A 14,926-nucleotide genomic window follows, 5' to 3' on the forward strand; every position below is an offset into this window, starting at 1 on the left:
TTCCCTTCTTGATACTGCGAGACGGCCTAGTCTGCCGTCAGCACGCTATCAGGAACCCGGGAGTCACCATCGGCGCAAAGGCGCGAAGTAAAACGCCGTTGGCGCAAATCAATGAGGACTTAGTGTCTCGACAAACTCGATCGTCACCAAAATGACACGGAGACCTTTGCAGATGCCTTAGGCGCCCACATCATATTCCTCAGCGCCTTTCCTCTGACATTCCTTCTACAACATCCCAGATCGTCTCCGGGCGACGATTATCCGTCGATGCCGGAACCGCGTACTGTGGGGCCGAGCATCTGCGCGAGCCGAATCGCGTGTGCTCTTTCTCGCTCTTCGCCCGGTCGTCAATAGCTAACGCCGCGACGCGGCCCGCGGCTCACGGCTGGGTAAACGCCACCGTCTGCACGCTGGTGCGCCCGTCGCGCGTCGTCGTCGTGATCCGCATCGCATACGACCCGGCCGGGGCGACCGTGCCGTTCGTCAGCAGTCCGTCCCAGGCGAGCACCTGCCGGCCCGCGAGGTACCGGATCGACGTGGTCAACTGCTTCGCCACGGAGCCCGACGCCGGGAGCACCGCGACGCTGGTCGTCGCGCCGTCGCCGGTCATCCAGTCGAGCGTCGTCGTGCCGCTGGGACGCGACACTGCCGGCGCCGAGACCACGAACGTCGGTGTGCGGCCGAGTGACACGGCCGCATGCCCACTGGCCACGGTCAGCGCCGTGCTGCCGGTGCTCGTGCGGATCGACGCCGCGGCGCCCGAGACCTGCACCGAGGCCGTCGACGGGTCGGCCGTGTAGAGCGCCTGCACCGTCTCCGTCGGCGTCTGCAGCACCGTCCCACGCAGGTTCGCCCCGTAGTCGGCCGTCACGTCGTCGATCGAGACCGAGCCGGAGGTGATGCCCGACGTCGACCTATAGACGAAGGCGTCCACGAGTTTCACCGGGTAGTCCCACACGCCGTCGCCGTCTCCGCCCGAATGGGTGTAATTGCTGTTCAACCCGTCCGAGAACAGCGTCATCTTCTGCCACGCCGAGCCGCCGGCATTGCCCACAAGGCCCTGGAAGGTCTCGCCGGTCGCGTCCTGCAGCTTGAGGTACACGGGACTGGTGCTCGCGTCGCCACTGACCCACACCGAGACCGCCGTCGGCGAGCCGGGGAGGGTGCGCGAGGTCTGCAGCTGCGCGCCCTTCGAGGTGCCGGAGAAGTCGTAGGTCAGCGTCAGCGCACCCGAGCCGGAGTAGCCGGTCGAGGTCGCGGCGAGCGAGGCGCTCCCGCCGCCGATCGGCGCCACGGCCCATCCGCTCGTGGAGGAGAGGTCGTCGACCTTCACCGGCGAGGCGGAGGCGGTCGCGCTCGCCCGACCGACAGCGGTGCCGGTCGCGAGGACCGCGCCCACCTCCTTCAGCGCGGTGTAGGAGGGTTTCTGCCGCCCGGAGCGCTCGGTCACCGAGAAGGTGTCCAGCGGCGCCTGCGGGTCGGGGCCGCCGACGAGGTTGTACCAGGCGATCGCCTTGATCCCGCGGGCGGCGGCGTCGAGGTAGGAGCGGGACAAGTACGACGCCTGGTCGGCCTCGCTGGTCGCGCCGATGCAGGTGGTGCAGGTCGCCCAGCTGACCTCGGTGATCCACAGGCTCCGGCCCGGCGCGCTGCGGGTGAGGAAGTTCTGCGCCGCGTCGAGATAGGTCGGGATCGCTCCGGTCTCGGGCGCTCCGTCGACCGTGTAGGTGTGCACGGCGAGCCCATCGAACGAGTCGCCCGCTCCGGCCGCGAGCACGCCCGCCATGAACGGGTCGCTGAACTGGTCGAGCCCGCCGACCAGCACGGTCGCGGTCGGATCCACGGCCTTGATCGCGGCGTAGGCCGCCTTCAGCAGCTCGCCGTACTGGCCGGCCGTGGCTCCGCCGCGCCAGTAGTGGTCGGTGTTGGGCTCGTTCCATACCTCCCAGACGTGCACGCGGTCCCTATATCGGGCCACCGTCGCCGCCGCGTAGGAGGCGAAGTCGGCGGTGCTGCGCGGCGGATAGTACTGCGCGTCCTCGGCGGACGTGCCGGCCGGGGCGGAGGAGGCCCAGGGCGCCGAGTAGACGAGCTTGCCGATCATGTCGACGTTGCGGGCCTGGCTGATCGCGACGGCCTGGTCGAACTTCGCCCAGTCGTAGTAGCCCTTCCGCGGCTCGACGCGCTTCCACTCGAACTCCTCGCGGGCCCAGCGCACCTGGGCATCCTCGAGGAGGGCGGCCTGGCGGTCTGCCTCGGCGGGTGAGTCCTGCTCGGTGAGGAAGCTGTTGATACCGCTGATCGAGGTGGGTGCCGCCTCGGTGGGCCGGGCGCTCACTCCGGTGAGGTACGGGCGGGTCGCCGTGGCGGGTCCCGAGAGCGCGCCGTTCGGTGTCGTGTCCCAGGTGAGGCGCCCGGCGATGCTGCCGGACATGGCGGCTCCGCTGTCGTCGGTCCCGTCGTAGGTCACGCTGATCTCGCCCGCGGCGGAGGCGGTTCCGCCGTAGGTGCGACGGCGTCCGGCGGAGTCGCGCAGCATCAGGGCGTAGTCGCCCGGGCTGCCGGCGGTGAAGCGGACGGTCGTCGTCGCCGCGGTCGAGCGCGAGAAGCGCGCGGCGCTCGCGGTCGGGAGCGTCCAGTCCTTGTCGAGCACGCGCAGATTGTCGAGGACGACCGTGCCGGTGGCCGGGGCCGAGGGGCCGTTGCGCACCACGGTGATCCGCACCAGCGAGACCGGGTAATCGAGCACACTGTCGTCATTGCCGAGGTGAGTGTTCGCGGCCGGCGACCGGAGGTCGATCGTCTCGGTCGTCCACCGGCTGAGGCTCATCGCGTCGACGCGGTAGAAGAACATCTCGCCGGTGGCGTCGCGCAGCTTCAGGAACACGGTGTTCCAGCTGCTGTCACCGAGCAGGTCGACCTTGAGCGTGGTGGCGGGCTGCGTCACCAGCGGCACCGGCGTGGTCGCGGCCTCGATCTCGGCGTCGGCGCTGGAGAGGTCGTAGGCGATCCGCAGCGCCCCTGAGCCCTCGGTGCGGGTGGTTGAGGTGGAGAGGGTGGCGCCACCCGCGGCCTGCACCCAGTCGGTCCCGGCGGAGTCGAACGACTGCGCGAGGCTCGCGTCGGCGTCGATCTCGGCCAGGGTCAGCAGCAGCGGGATCCCGCTGCGCGTGGCATTCGAGGCGAGCGCGCCGTCGTTCACGCCGTCCTGCACGAAGACGCCACTGACGTCGCCGCGCATCCGCGTCCCCGAGTCGTCGGAGCCGTCCCAGGACACGGTGACCGGGCCGACCGCCGTGGCGCGCCCGGTGATCGACTTCCGGCGTCCCTCCGTGTCGCGCAGCTCGAGCCGGTGGTCGCCGGGGCCGGCGGCCGTAAACGAGAACGAGGTGGTCGCCGAGGCGGCCGGCGTGAAGAACGCGCTCGCCGCGGTCGGCAGCGACCAGCCGGAAGCGAGGGTGCGCAGATTGTCGAGCACGACGGTCCCGGTCGCGGGCTGGCTGCCGTTGCGCACGATGATGATGCCCGAGAGCTTCACCGGGAGATCGAGCACCTGGTCGCCGTCGCCGCCCTCGATCAGTGCGGCCGGAGCGGTGAGGTCGACGTCGATCGTCGCCCACGCCGTCGATCGCATCGCGTCGAGCCGGTAGGTGAAGGTCTCGCCCGAGGCGTCGCGGAGCCGCGTGTAGACGGTGTTGTAGGTTCCGTCTCCCCTGAGGTCGATCCGGAGCGACGTGGCCGGTTTCACGATCACGGTCGCGGGGGTGCTCTGCACCGTCTCGAGCAGCCTCGAGGACACGTCGTAGTCGATCCGCTGGGCAAAGGAACCCTGCGTCTTCTGCGCGCTGGTGCGCGAGATCGCCGCCGAGCCCATCGCCACTGCCCAGGTCGACGCCGCGCCCTCGAAGCCCTCGACCACGCTGGTCGTCGACGGCTGGGCCGCGGCGACGGTGAGCAGGGTCGGAGTCGCGGAGCGGGTCCGCGAGGCCGAGAACTGCCCGTCGGGGCTGGAGTCCTGGAGGAAGGTACTGCGGATCGGGCCGTCCATCTCCTGGCCGTCGTCGGCCTTCCCGTCCCACTGCACCGCGGTCTCGCCGGGCGCGGCGAGAGTGCCGGTGAGGGAGCGGCTGCGGCCGGTGCCGTCGTGCAGGACGATCATCCAGTCACCGGCGGTGGCGGCCGAGAAGGCGAGGCTCGCGACGGCGCCCTCGGACGGCACGAGGAACTCGGTGTCGGCGACGGGCATGGTCCACCGGCTGCTCACCGCACGCAGGTTGTCGAGCACGAACGAGCCGGTTGCCGACTGCTCGCCGTTGCGGACCACGAAGAAGCCGGTCAGCGTCAGCGGCAGATCGAGCACGGAGTCGGCGTTGCCGCCCTCGGCGAGCACCGCATCCTGGGTCAGGTCGATCGACACTGTGGTCCAGGTGCTCTGCCGCATCGCGTCCATCCGGTAGGTGAACGCCTCTCCGCTCGCGTCGGTGACGCGCAGGTAGACCGTGTTGTAGCTGCCGTCGCCCTTGAGGTCGACCTTCAGCGCGGTAGTCGGGCCGGTGACGACGTCGAGCAGTGCGGTGCGGGTGATGCCGACCAGGCCGTGGGTGAGGTCGTAGCCGACGGTCAGCGCGTCGGAGCCCTGGGTGCTGGTCGCCCCGCCGTTCGACTCGCCAGCGGAGGAGCGGCGCAGGGTCGCGGATCCGGTGGCCACGCCCCAGGCGTCGCCGCCGCCGTCGAAGGCCTCGACCACGGAGGTCGCGTCGGGGTCATCGGCCGCGGCGAGGGTCAGCAGGAGCGGGAGGCCGGTCGTGGTCGCGGCGCCAAGGGAGCCGTCCGCGGAGCTGTCCTGGCGCAGGACCGCGCGCACGTCGCCGGTCATCGCGGCGCCGGAGTCGTCAAGGCCGTTCCAGTCGAGGGCGACCCGTCCCGCCGCGCCGGCCGTGCCGGTGAGGGTGCGCGAGAGCCCGGCGGTGTCCGCGAGCCGCAGCTCCCAGTCGCCCGCGGCGCCGGCGTCGAACGCGACGGATACACTGTGCCCAGCCGCAACGTAGGTCGAGGCGGCGACGGGGAGGGTCCAGCCGGTGGTGTTCGCACGCAGATCGTCGAGGGCGAAGGTGCCGGTCGGCGGCTGCACGCCGTTGCGGACCACGAGGAACCCGGCCACGGTGAGCGGTGCATCCATCACGGCGTTGCCGTCGCCGCCGTCGCGGGCCACCGGCTCCGCGGTGAGGTCCACGGTGAGCGTCTGCCACTGGGTCGAGCGCATCGCGTCCACGCGGTGTACGAACGTCTCGCCGCTCGCGTCGCGGACCCGGAGGTAGACGGTGTTGTAGGAGCCGTCGCCGCGGAGGTCGACCGTCAGTGCCGAGACGGGTGTGGGGACGACGGGCGCCAGGCGCGGGTCGTAGCCGAGTTCGGCGAGTCCGCCCGTCACGTCGTACGAGATCTTGAGGGAGGAGCCGCCCTCCGTGCTGTCGCTGGAGGCAGCCGTGGAGGCCTTGCCGGTGGCCGGCGTGAGCGTGGGCGAACCGCTCTCAAAGCCGGTGACAAGAGCGGTGGTGGGAGTCGCGGCCAGCGCGGCGCTCGGCGCCGTGAGCAGGGTTCCGACGAGAGCGGCGGTGACGAGTAAGACGGTTCGGGTACGGGACATGGGGGCACTCCGCTGGGCGTGGGGTCGAGGATCGAACGCTCGCCTGGGGGATGGGTGAGCCGGTCGCAGTGACGACCTGAGCGTCACGCTAGGACCGGCCGGGGGCAGGGTCGGGGCGCGGAGGAAATGTGGAGTCGCCGACCCTCGAATAGGGGTGGCTGGCGGGAGCGAATCTCCTCGGGCAGAATCACGAGGGTCGACCAGCACACCACCGTGCGTAGAGACCGGCCGGGATACTGAGGGGAACAGTACCGCCCGCGGTGCCCCGACTCACCTGTCGGTTCCCGCGAGTGCGCTCAGGTCCAGTCGAGAGCGGAGCGCTCGGCCCAGTAGTTGGCGGGATCCACGGCGAGCGCCGGGAGCGCGAGCGGACGCGCGCGAAGATTCGCCAGCAGGTGCTGCGGAGTCGCCGCGACGGCGTCGATCGGCTGCGCGACGAGGCGCCCGTTCGCGAGCGCCTCCTTCACCACTACCAGCCAGCCGTCGCCGTGCGCCGCGGCGAGCGCGTCGCTGGCCGACCGCTCGAGCGGATTCCAGGTGCTCTGCACCGCGCTGAACGGCGACTCCCGCTCATCGCCGCCCGTCCCGTCCTGTCGACCCGCCGCGCCCCACGGTACGGCCCCGACAACCGCTAGCGTCGAGCGGTGACGTCCGACCTCGACCGCAGCATCCTCCGACTCGCCGTCCCGGCGCTGGGTTCACTGGTTGCCGAGCCACTGTTCCTCCTCACCGACTCCGCTCTGGTGGGGCATCTGGGAGCGGTTCCGCTGGCGGGGTTCGCGCTGGGCGGCGCGGTGTTGCAAACCATCGTCGGCCTCATGGTGTTCCTCGCCTACAGCACGACTCCGCGGGTCGGGCGAGCGCTCGGCGAGGGCGACGAGCGCCGGGCCGTGGCGGCGGGGATCGACGGCGGTTGGTTGGCCCTGCTGCTCGGCGCGGGCATCGCCGTGGTCGGCGCGCTGAGCGCTCCGGCCGTCGTCGCGCTCTTTGGAGCGGAGCCGGCGGTCGCTGAGGAGGGCGTGCGCTACCTGTCGGTGAGCATGGCTGGGATCCCCGCCATGCTCGGCGTCTTCGCGCTCACCGGGCTGCTCCGCGGCTTCCAGGACACCCGCACCCCGCTCGTGATCGCGGCCGGCGGATTCGCGCTCAATGCCGCCCTCAACGCCGTGCTGATCTACCCGGTCGGCCTGGGGATAACCGGCTCCGCGCTGGGGACGGTGATCGCGCAGTGGGCCATGCTCACCGCCTACTCCGGAGTCGCCCTGCGGCTCGCCCGGCGGGCCGGCGCGCCGCTGCGGCCGCACCTCGCCGGACTGCTCTCCTCCGCGGGATCGGGCAGCTGGATGCTGCTGCGCACCGCGAGCCTGCGCGCGGCGATCCTGCTCGCGGTCGCGATCGCCACCTCGCTCGGGGCCGAGGAGCTCGGCGCCTTCCAGGTCACGATGACGCTGTTCTCGACGGCCGCCTTCACCCTGGACGCTGTGGCGATCGCCGCGCAGGCGCTTCTCGGCCGCCTCCTCGGCGAGGGGAACGCGGAGCGCGCCCGCGCGGTAACGAAACGCTGCGTGACCTGGGGAATTGGCACCGGAGTTGTCTTCGGCGCGGTGGTCACCGGGCTCAGTGGTGTCCTGCCGTACGTCTTCTCGAGCGACCAGGCAGTGCTACGACTGCTCCCCGCGGCGATCGCGGTCGTGGGCCTGATGGCTCCGCTGGGCGGCTATGTCTTCGTGCTCGACGGCGTGCTGATCGGCGCTGGAGACGGCCGTTACCTCGCGCTCAGCGGCCTCGCGAACCTCGCCGCCTTCGTCCCGCTCGCCCTGCTCGCACCCGCCGCGCCCGGCGAGTGGCGCCTCCTCGCGCTCTGGCTCGCCTTCGCCATCGGCTACCTGGGCGCCCGCGCGCTCACACTCGGACTCCGGGTCCGCAGCGACGTCTGGCTCCGCTGACCACTCCGCCCCTCCGAAGCAGCCTGTGGATAACTCTGTGGATAACTCTGTGGATAACTCCGCTCAGCGCGGCGGGGCGCTGGTGTTCCCACGGTGGAAGACGGCGTGGAAGCAGACCGCCTCCGCCTCCTCGTTTGACAGGAGCGCAACCGCTGCCCGGCCCGCCGCGCGACCCTTCTCGACCGCGGGTTGCGCCATCGTGGTCAGGTCGTACTCGGCGGCGAGCCCGGGCACCTGCACGCCGTCGAAGCCGACCACCGAAAGGTCCTCGGGCACGCGCAGCCCACGCTCCTGCGCCGCCAGGATCACTCCCGCCGCGAGCAAATCGCTCTGCGCGATGACCGCGGTCGGCGCCTCCTCGCCCTGGAGCAGGGTCCGGCCGGCGGCCACCCCTTCGTCGACCGAGCTCGCGGCGGCCGCGACGACGAGCGCCTCCGGGAACACGTCCTGCACGCCGAGGAGCCGATCGACCGGAGTGATGCTGGGGCTCGCGCGCCACTCTGCCGGGATCGGACCGCGGCGCCGATCCTTCGCAAAGGGGAGCGACACCACGGCGACGCGCCGGTGGCCGAACTCGCGCAGGTGCTCGGCGAGAGTGCGGCTGGCCTCGCGGTTGTCGAGCGAGATCACGGCGCCGCTCAGCTCCGAGAGGCCCTCGACCACGACGACGGGCACCCCTCGGCGGCGCAGCACCGCGACGGAGTCGTCGACCGACGGGCTGCAGGCGACCAGGATCATCGCATCCACGGGCGCGGTCGCGAGCAGCCCCGCTCCGTCTCCGGTCTCGGTGAGCAGCAGAATGCCCGCATCGACCCCGCCGAGCACGTCGGCGATCCCGTCCAGCATCGCGATCTTGATCGGGTCGCGGAACGCGTGCAGCATCCGCTCGTCGACCACGACCCCGACGATCCCGGAGCGGCCGCGGCGGAGCGAGCGCGCCCGAGGATCGGGGCCGGCGTAGTCGAGTTCGGCGGCGGCGCTCAGCACCCGCTCCTTCGTCGCCTCCGAGACAGGACCGGAGCCGCTGAAGACCAGCGAGGCAGTGGAGGGGGACACTCCGGCCCGGCTTGCGACGCGGGCGAGCGTCGGCCGGGGGCTCTTACGGGGTTCCACGTTCCTCCTCGTGGGGGCGGCGCGCTCGTCGTCGGTTGACCATCCCCGGGGTTCCGGATAGCTTAGACCGGCTCGCTTCGAATCGATTCGACCGTGCTTCTCGATCCGGTGTCCGGATCCCGCCCGCACCAGGAGAACCGCCATGACCTCGACCTCCGCGCTCACGCGCCCGCAGCTCGTCGCCTGGCGTAACGCCGTCTTCACGATCTTCGTCCTCAGCGGGATCTCGATCGCCACCTGGGTCTCGCGCACCCCCGCGATTCGCGACGAACTCGAACTCTCCACCGCCGGAGTCGGACTGCTGATCCTCTCGATGTCGATCGGCGCGATCGTCGGCCTCGCGCTCTCGACGCCGGTAATGGGTGCGATCGGCGCGCGGCGCGGCATGGCGCTCGGCCTCACCGTCTCGGCGGCCGGCCTGGCGGTGCTCGGCGTCTCGGCCGACGTGATCGGCGTCCTCCCCGCGGCCTTCGCCGGCATGGCGATGCTCGGCTTCGGCAACGGAGCGGTCGACGTGATGATGAACGTCGAGGGAGCCGCGAACGAGGCGGCCTTCGGCAAGACCCTCCTGCCCCTGTTCCACGCCTTCTTCAGCCTCGGGACCGTGGCCGGCGCGCTGATCGGCGCCGGCGCCTCCGCTCTGGCGGTCCCCGTGGCCGCCCACCTCGGCGCGATTGCCGTGCTGATCGTCGTCACAGCGGTCGTCGCGATCCGCTTCGTCCCCGTCCGCGAGGAGCTGGACACCGCCGGAGCGGCGACCACCGTGAAGCCGCCCGTGCGCGAGCGCGTCGCCGCCTCCCTCGGCGTCTGGCGCGACGGGCGCCTCGTCCTCATCGGCCTGATCATGCTGGGCATGGCCTTCGCGGAGGGCTCCGCGAACGACTGGCTGACCCTCGCGATGGTCGACGGCCACGGCACCGACAAGACCACCGCCGCCGTCGTGTTCGGTGTCTTCGTCGCCGCGATGACCGTCGGGCGCGTGATCGGCGGCCCCGTGCTCGACCGCTTCGGTCGCGTCCCCGTGCTGCGCGCCTCCGCCGGACTCGCGATCGCCGGCATCCTGCTGTTCATCCTCGCCCCGGTCGACGCGCTCGTCGTCGTCGGCGCGGTGGCCTGGGGCCTGGGCTGCTCGCTCGGCTTCCCGGTGGGCATGTCGGCCGCGGCGGAGGGACCGCACTCGGCCGCCCGCGTCAGCGCGGTCGCGATGCTCGGCTACGTCGCATTCCTGGTCGGGCCGCCGGCGATCGGCTTCCTCGGCGAGCACTACGGGCTGCTGAACGCCCTCTTCCTGGTGCTGGCCCTGGTCGTCATGGCGGGGCTCGCCTCCCCCGCCGCCCGCCGCCGCCGCTGACGCCGGGGCAGCCCGCCTCCCCCTCCCCTCTCCCACTCCCTCCTCCTCCTCCCCACCCACTCCTCCTCCCACTCCTCCCCTTCCTGCTCCCCTCCCACTCCCCTCCTCCTCCCACTCCCCTCCCACTCCTCCCCTTCCTACTCCCCTCCCCCACTCCCCCTCCCCCGTACGATTTGCAGGGGATCCGCGCCAGAGATCGTTCTCCTCCGCTTGATCCGCTTCCCACGGTCGAGATCCCCTGCACATCACACCCTTCCCCTGCGCATCGCACCAGGACCTGCGGATCAAACTGGGACCTGCGGATCAGACTGGGGTTTCTCCCTGGCGCCGGCCCTGGTCGTGATGGTGGGGCTTACTCCGCCCGCCCGCAGCCGCTCCTCTCACCGCCTCCCCACCTGGCCCTCACGTACGATTTGCAGGGGATCCGCGCCAGAGATCGTTCTCCTCCGCTTGATCCGCTTCCCGCGGTCGAAATCCCCTGCACATCACACCCATCCCCTGCAAATCGGACGAGGGCCTGCAAATCGGACGAGGGCCTGCACATCGGACGAGGCGCCGCGAGGGGCGCGCGCCTAGGCTTCGCAGCACGGCAGCGGAGGGAGAGCGGATGCGGTACCGAGCGCGCGACGGCGCCCTGCTCTTCGTCGACCAGCACGGAGCGGGCCAGGGCCGGCCTTTCGTGGTGGTCCCCGGCGAGCACGGCCGCCATCCCTCCTACCTCGGCTCGTTCGCCTCGATCGCCTGCACGCGTCGAGTCCTCGTGCTGCACCCGCGCGGAGTGGGCGACTCCGGGGCGCTTCCCGCCGCTCCCGACGCCACGACGGCCGCGGATGTGGAGGACCTGCGCCGCCACCTCGGTGTCGACGACCTCGATCTCGCCGCCCACGACTCGGGCTGCCGGGCCGCTCTGCTCGCCGCTGCCGAGGCGCCGGAGCGGGTCGCGCACCTCCTCCTGATCGCTCCCGGCACCGCCTGGCTCGGGATCGACGATCGCGCGTCGGATCCCCGCAACGAGACGGCCGCCCCCGCGCCTCCCGACGCGACGGCGACGATCCGCGACTCCTTGCAGCGCATCGACTGCCCCGCGGTGATCCTCGGGGGTGAGGAGGACCCGGTGACGGAGGTCGCCGCCCTGACAGCACTGACCGCGCTCCTGCCGCGGGCGAGCCTCGCCGTCATCGAATCGAGCGGTCACCATCCGTGGACCGAGGCGCCGGCCGAGTTCGCCGTCGCCCTGCGCGCGTCGCTCTCCGCGCCGCCCCCGGCGCCGCCGCTCGGACGCCGCCGACCGCCGGCCGCCACACGGTGAGCACCCCACCGACCGCGGACCCCCTCACCCGCGCCCCGCCCGCGACTCCGATCCCACCGACCGGCCCGGACGACACCGCGCCTCCTCTGGGCCCCCACTCCCAAGGCTGGAGCACCTCGGAAGCCGCGCCGTCTATCCTCGACGGGTGCGTCTTGTCATCGCGCGCTGCTCCGTCGATTACACCGGCCGTCTCAGCGCCCATCTCCCGCTCGCCACTCGCCTTCTGCTCGTCAAAGCCGATGGGAGTGTCCTCATCCACTCGGACGGCGGCTCCTACAAGCCGCTGAACTGGATGAGCCCGCCCTGCACCTTGATCACGGGCGAGCCCGACGACGATGCCCGTGCCGCGGGAGTGACTCAGCAGTGGACAGTCGCGCATCGCAAGACCGGTGACGCCCTCGTCGTCTCGATCCACGAGGTACTTCACGATTCGGCACACGAACTCGGCATCGATCCGGGACTCGTGAAGGACGGAGTGGAGGCACATCTTCAGCGCCTTCTCGCCGAGCAGATCGGGCTCCTCGGAGAGGGACACACTCTCGTGCGGCGCGAGTACATGACCGCGATCGGCCCGGTGGACATCCTTGCTCGCGATTCAGCGGGAGCCGCTGTCGCCGTCGAGATCAAGCGCCGGGGCGAGATCGACGGAGTGGAGCAGCTCACCCGCTATCTCGAGCTGATGAATCGCGATCCGCACCTCTTCCCAGTGACGGGAGTCTTCGCCGCACAGGAGATCAAGCCGCAGGCGCGCACGCTCGCCGAGGACCGTGGAATCCGCTGCGTGGTGCTCGACTACGAGGCGATGCACGGCACCGACGATTCGCATACGCGCCTGTTCTGACAGACCCGTGTGACAGCACGACGAAGGCCCCCGGAATCGAATTCCGGGGGCCTTCGTCTCGCCGGACCATCGGCCCGGAGACGTGCTACTTGTGGGCGGCCTGGTAGGCGGCCTGCACCTCGGACGGGATCCGTCCGCGGTCGGACACGGGGTGACCGTTCGCGTTGGCCCACTCGCGGATCGCCCTCAGCTGCTTGGGGTCGCTCTTGGAAGCGGAAGCAACGCTCGTGGCGGCGGCGGTACGCGAGCCGACTCGGCGGGCGTTCGAGACGAACTTCTCGAGGGCCGAGTTGAGCTGAGTGATGTTGTCGGCACCGAGATCAATCTCGTAGTTGGCGCCTTCGATGCTGAAGCGGACGGTACCGCCGTCACCGGAATCGATAGGGGTTCCGTCGATATCGTCGACAAGCGTGATCTTCTGGGCCACTTTTCCTCCTGGAGTTCGCGGGGCCGGACTGTCTCGACCCGGACCGAAAGATACGTTACCCCCTTTCACAAGGGAGTGCGGGAACTCGAGCGCCAATCGTCGCATTCTCGCGCCAGATCGAGGGGAATGTTCAGGATAAGCGCGGTCAATCGCAACCGAATCCGCGAGTTCGCCCCCAGCCGTCGAATAGAGGCCACAGTGTCCGACCCGGTCAGGTCCGATTCCGGACAGCGATCCCGACGATTCCGGGGGCCGGTCCCGACGATTCCCGAGGTTGATCCCCGCGATTCCCGGTGCCGATCCCCGGGATTCTGATCGCGCCAGAGTCTTCGTTAGCGTGGAGTCATGGCACGACGAGGCGGACCCCTTGCACATCCTGCGCGACAGGTCCCGTACCGCAATGCGGCGGCTCGCGAGGCGCTGGAGGCGCTGGTCGCCGCTCCGACCATCGAGGCCGTCGACCGACTGCTCGACGCCTGCCTCGACGGCTCACTCGTGGTCGACGTCACCGGTTCGCAGCCGGGCGGAGTCCCCCACGTCCGCACGGTCGCGGCCACCACCGGGGAGCAGGTACTGCCGCTGTTCACCTCCACCGACGAGGTGCGCACCGCGCAGCAGCATCCGCGGGTGCAGATGCTCGTGCTCCCCGGGCGCGAGGCCTTCGCGCTGATCCGCACAGCCGACTTCGTCGCGGTGCAGCTCGACCCCGGTTCGATCGCTCAGGTCGTCGCCCGTTCGTTCGTCGAGCGGGCTCTCGACACCGAACGGCCGTAGAGTGTGGCCCCCGGCGGGGCAGCGCCGTCGTCACCCCGTCTTCCGAGGTCAGGAGCCCGCCATGTCCGACACGACCCTCGCCGCTACCGGCCTCGACGCGCGTACCGGCACCTGGTCCTGCATCCTGTTCGACCTCGACGGCACGATCACCGACTCCGCCCCCGGCATTGTCGGCACGCTCGTCGAGACCTTCATCGAACTCGGCCGCCCGGTGCCCGCACCGGCCGAGCTGCTGGCCTACGTCGGCCCGCCGCTGCTGGACGCATTCCGCGAGCTGGGTGGGATGAGCGTCGAGGAGGCGGAGGCCGCGCTGGCGGTATACCGGCGCCACTACAACGCCGTCGGCCTGTTCGACTCCTCGGTCTACCCCGGACTGCCCGATGTGCTGGCGCAGATCGCCGGCGCCGGTGTTCCGCTCTCGCTCGCGACCTCGAAGCCGGAGTCGGCGGCCACGCGCATCCTCGAGCACTACGGGCTGGCGCAGTATTTCACCGTGATCTGCGGCGCCTCCGAGGACGAGGTGCGCAGCGCGAAGGCCGACGTCGTCGAGGAGGCTCTGCGCCGGCTCCGCGAGCTGGGCGTCGACCTCTCGGCGCCGGTCATGGTCGGCGATCGCGAGCACGACGTGCACGGTGCCGCTGCTCATGGCGTGCCGACGATCATGGTCGAGTGGGGGTACGGATCGCCGCTCGAGGCGATCGGTACGATCGCGCTGGTCGCGGGCGCCGAGGAGCTCGCGGATCTCCTGCTCCCGTGACCTGCGTACGATGAGGGCATGACTGGTCTGGGCGTCGTCCTCTCGTTCGTGCTGTTCCTCGGCGGGATCCTCGTTCTCGGCAACTCGTTCCTGCTGCCCGACATCGCCGGGTTCCTCTTCTTCGGCGGCATCCTGATGATCTCGGCCTCGCTCGGCCTGGCGTTCCACATCCTCCCGAAGTCGCAGTAGTCGCCGGCACCGCAGTAGCGCCGATGTCGTGGCCGCAGTAGTCGGGTCCGCCTCGGACTCCGCCTCGCCGCTCTCTCCGCCCCCCGGCCTCAGCCCAGCGTGCTCGCGTCGAGATTGATCACGGCGTTGATGTAAACGGCCTCGCCCGCTCCAGCGACCGTCGGATTCATTCGCAGGAGTTGCTGCACCGGGATGCCGAAGCGCTGAGCGATGTCGAAGAAGGTGTCCCCCTGCACGACCGTGTAGCTGACGATGTCGCCCACGCCGCCGAGTGTCGGTGCACCGTTCGCTCCGGCGATCGCCCCGTTGTCGACGGCGAAGGCCGTCTCGGGGATGTTCGGCGTCGGGTTCGGCGTGAAGGAGACCGTCACCTCGGGGACCGGGGCGTAGACGGTGGCGGTCGACTGCGGGAGCGCGACGGTGACTGTGGGATCCGGCGAAGGGTGCGGCGTCGCTGTGGCGAACACGGTGACCGTGACGGTGGGTGCGGGCGCCGGCGCCGTACAGCCTGCAAGCGGAAGCATTGCGACGAGAGCCGCCGCTGCGATGACCGACCTGCGCAGGTCCCCGCC

12 protein-coding genes are annotated in these 14,926 nt (G+C 70.8%); 7 read left to right on the forward strand and 5 right to left on the reverse strand.

Features of this window, described 5'->3' with window-relative positions:
• Positions 1-379: 379 nt before the first annotated feature.
• Together C1O28_RS13300 and C1O28_RS15450 are read right to left on the reverse strand one after the other, a co-directional pair.
• Positions 380-5,647 (reverse strand): endo-1,4-beta-xylanase, encoded by a 5,268-nt coding sequence (locus C1O28_RS13300; RefSeq protein WP_097167766.1) that lies wholly within the window; start codon positions 5,645-5,647, stop codon positions 380-382.
• 296 nt (positions 5,648-5,943) lie between these two features.
• Complete coding sequence (locus tag C1O28_RS15450) at positions 5,944-6,195, reverse strand: aldo-keto reductase family protein (protein ID WP_202129682.1); 252 nt, start codon at positions 6,193-6,195, stop codon at positions 5,944-5,946.
• A gap of 96 nt (positions 6,196-6,291) precedes the next feature.
• Here C1O28_RS15450 and C1O28_RS13310 point away from each other — a divergent pair, with 96 nt between their 5' ends.
• Positions 6,292-7,593, forward strand: coding sequence for an MATE family efflux transporter (locus tag C1O28_RS13310; protein ID WP_097167765.1), 1,302 nt, complete (start codon positions 6,292-6,294; stop codon positions 7,591-7,593).
• 63 nt (positions 7,594-7,656) lie between these two features.
• Here the strand turns inward: C1O28_RS13310 and C1O28_RS13315 are convergent, their stop codons facing one another.
• Complete coding sequence (locus tag C1O28_RS13315) at positions 7,657-8,706, reverse strand: LacI family DNA-binding transcriptional regulator (protein WP_243392107.1); 1,050 nt, start codon at positions 8,704-8,706, stop codon at positions 7,657-7,659.
• A gap of 142 nt (positions 8,707-8,848) precedes the next feature.
• Between C1O28_RS13315 and C1O28_RS13320 the strand changes: the two genes are divergently transcribed.
• From C1O28_RS13320 to nucS, 3 genes are all read left to right on the forward strand, one after another.
• The gene (locus C1O28_RS13320; protein WP_097167763.1) at positions 8,849-10,057 is read left to right on the forward strand and encodes an MFS transporter; all 1,209 of its coding nucleotides are present in this window, start codon (positions 8,849-8,851) and stop codon (positions 10,055-10,057) included.
• A gap of 607 nt (positions 10,058-10,664) precedes the next feature.
• Positions 10,665-11,366 carry an alpha/beta fold hydrolase gene (locus tag C1O28_RS13325; RefSeq protein ID WP_097167762.1) on the forward strand — a complete coding sequence of 234 codons (702 nt, stop codon included), beginning with the start codon at positions 10,665-10,667 and terminating at the stop codon, positions 11,364-11,366.
• Between the two features lie 145 nt (positions 11,367-11,511).
• Positions 11,512-12,207, forward strand: a complete 696-nt coding sequence (nucS, locus tag C1O28_RS13330; RefSeq protein WP_097167761.1) for an endonuclease NucS — start codon at positions 11,512-11,514, stop codon at positions 12,205-12,207.
• 85 nt (positions 12,208-12,292) lie between these two features.
• Here the strand turns inward: nucS and C1O28_RS13335 are convergent, their stop codons facing one another.
• Entirely contained in the window at positions 12,293-12,634 is a 342-nt protein-coding gene (locus C1O28_RS13335; RefSeq protein ID WP_181024729.1) for a histone-like nucleoid-structuring protein Lsr2, read from the reverse strand.
• A 345-nt stretch (positions 12,635-12,979) separates the two neighbouring features.
• Between C1O28_RS13335 and C1O28_RS13340 the strand changes: the two genes are divergently transcribed.
• From C1O28_RS13340 to C1O28_RS15260, 3 genes are all read left to right on the forward strand, one after another.
• A complete protein-coding gene (locus tag C1O28_RS13340) occupies positions 12,980-13,408 on the forward strand; it encodes an SseB family protein (protein WP_097167759.1) in 429 nt (142 codons plus the stop codon).
• A gap of 61 nt (positions 13,409-13,469) precedes the next feature.
• On the forward strand, positions 13,470-14,165 hold the full coding sequence (locus tag C1O28_RS13345; protein WP_097167758.1) for an HAD hydrolase-like protein: 696 nt from the start codon (positions 13,470-13,472) through the stop codon (positions 14,163-14,165).
• An 18-nt stretch (positions 14,166-14,183) separates the two neighbouring features.
• Complete coding sequence (locus C1O28_RS15260) at positions 14,184-14,354, forward strand: hypothetical protein (RefSeq protein WP_160487589.1); 171 nt, start codon at positions 14,184-14,186, stop codon at positions 14,352-14,354.
• Between the two features lie 89 nt (positions 14,355-14,443).
• On the opposite strand, the gene C1O28_RS13350 is transcribed toward C1O28_RS15260, so the two are convergent.
• Entirely contained in the window at positions 14,444-14,878 is a 435-nt protein-coding gene (locus tag C1O28_RS13350) for a LysM peptidoglycan-binding domain-containing protein (protein ID WP_097167757.1), read from the reverse strand.
• Positions 14,879-14,926 lie beyond the last annotated feature (48 nt).

It is taken from the genome of Rathayibacter rathayi, assembly GCF_004011095.1.
GTDB classification, from domain to species: domain Bacteria; phylum Actinomycetota; class Actinomycetes; order Actinomycetales; family Microbacteriaceae; genus Rathayibacter; species Rathayibacter rathayi.

Coding starts and splice junctions, on each gene's coding strand:
- C1O28_RS15260 (WP_160487589.1), top strand. CDS start 14,184: ATGACTGGTCTGGGCGTCGTCCTCTCGTTCGTGCTGTTCCTCGGCGGG.
- C1O28_RS13340 (WP_097167759.1), top strand. CDS start 12,980: ATGGCACGACGAGGCGGACCCCTTGCACATCCTGCGCGACAGGTCCCG.
- C1O28_RS13345 (WP_097167758.1), top strand. CDS start 13,470: ATGTCCGACACGACCCTCGCCGCTACCGGCCTCGACGCGCGTACCGGC.
- C1O28_RS13325 (WP_097167762.1), top strand. CDS start 10,665: ATGCGGTACCGAGCGCGCGACGGCGCCCTGCTCTTCGTCGACCAGCAC.
- C1O28_RS13300 (WP_097167766.1), bottom strand. CDS start 5,647: ATGTCCCGTACCCGAACCGTCTTACTCGTCACCGCCGCTCTCGTCGGA.
- C1O28_RS13320 (WP_097167763.1), top strand. CDS start 8,849: ATGACCTCGACCTCCGCGCTCACGCGCCCGCAGCTCGTCGCCTGGCGT.
- C1O28_RS13350 (WP_097167757.1), bottom strand. CDS start 14,878: ATGCTTCCGCTTGCAGGCTGTACGGCGCCGGCGCCCGCACCCACCGTC.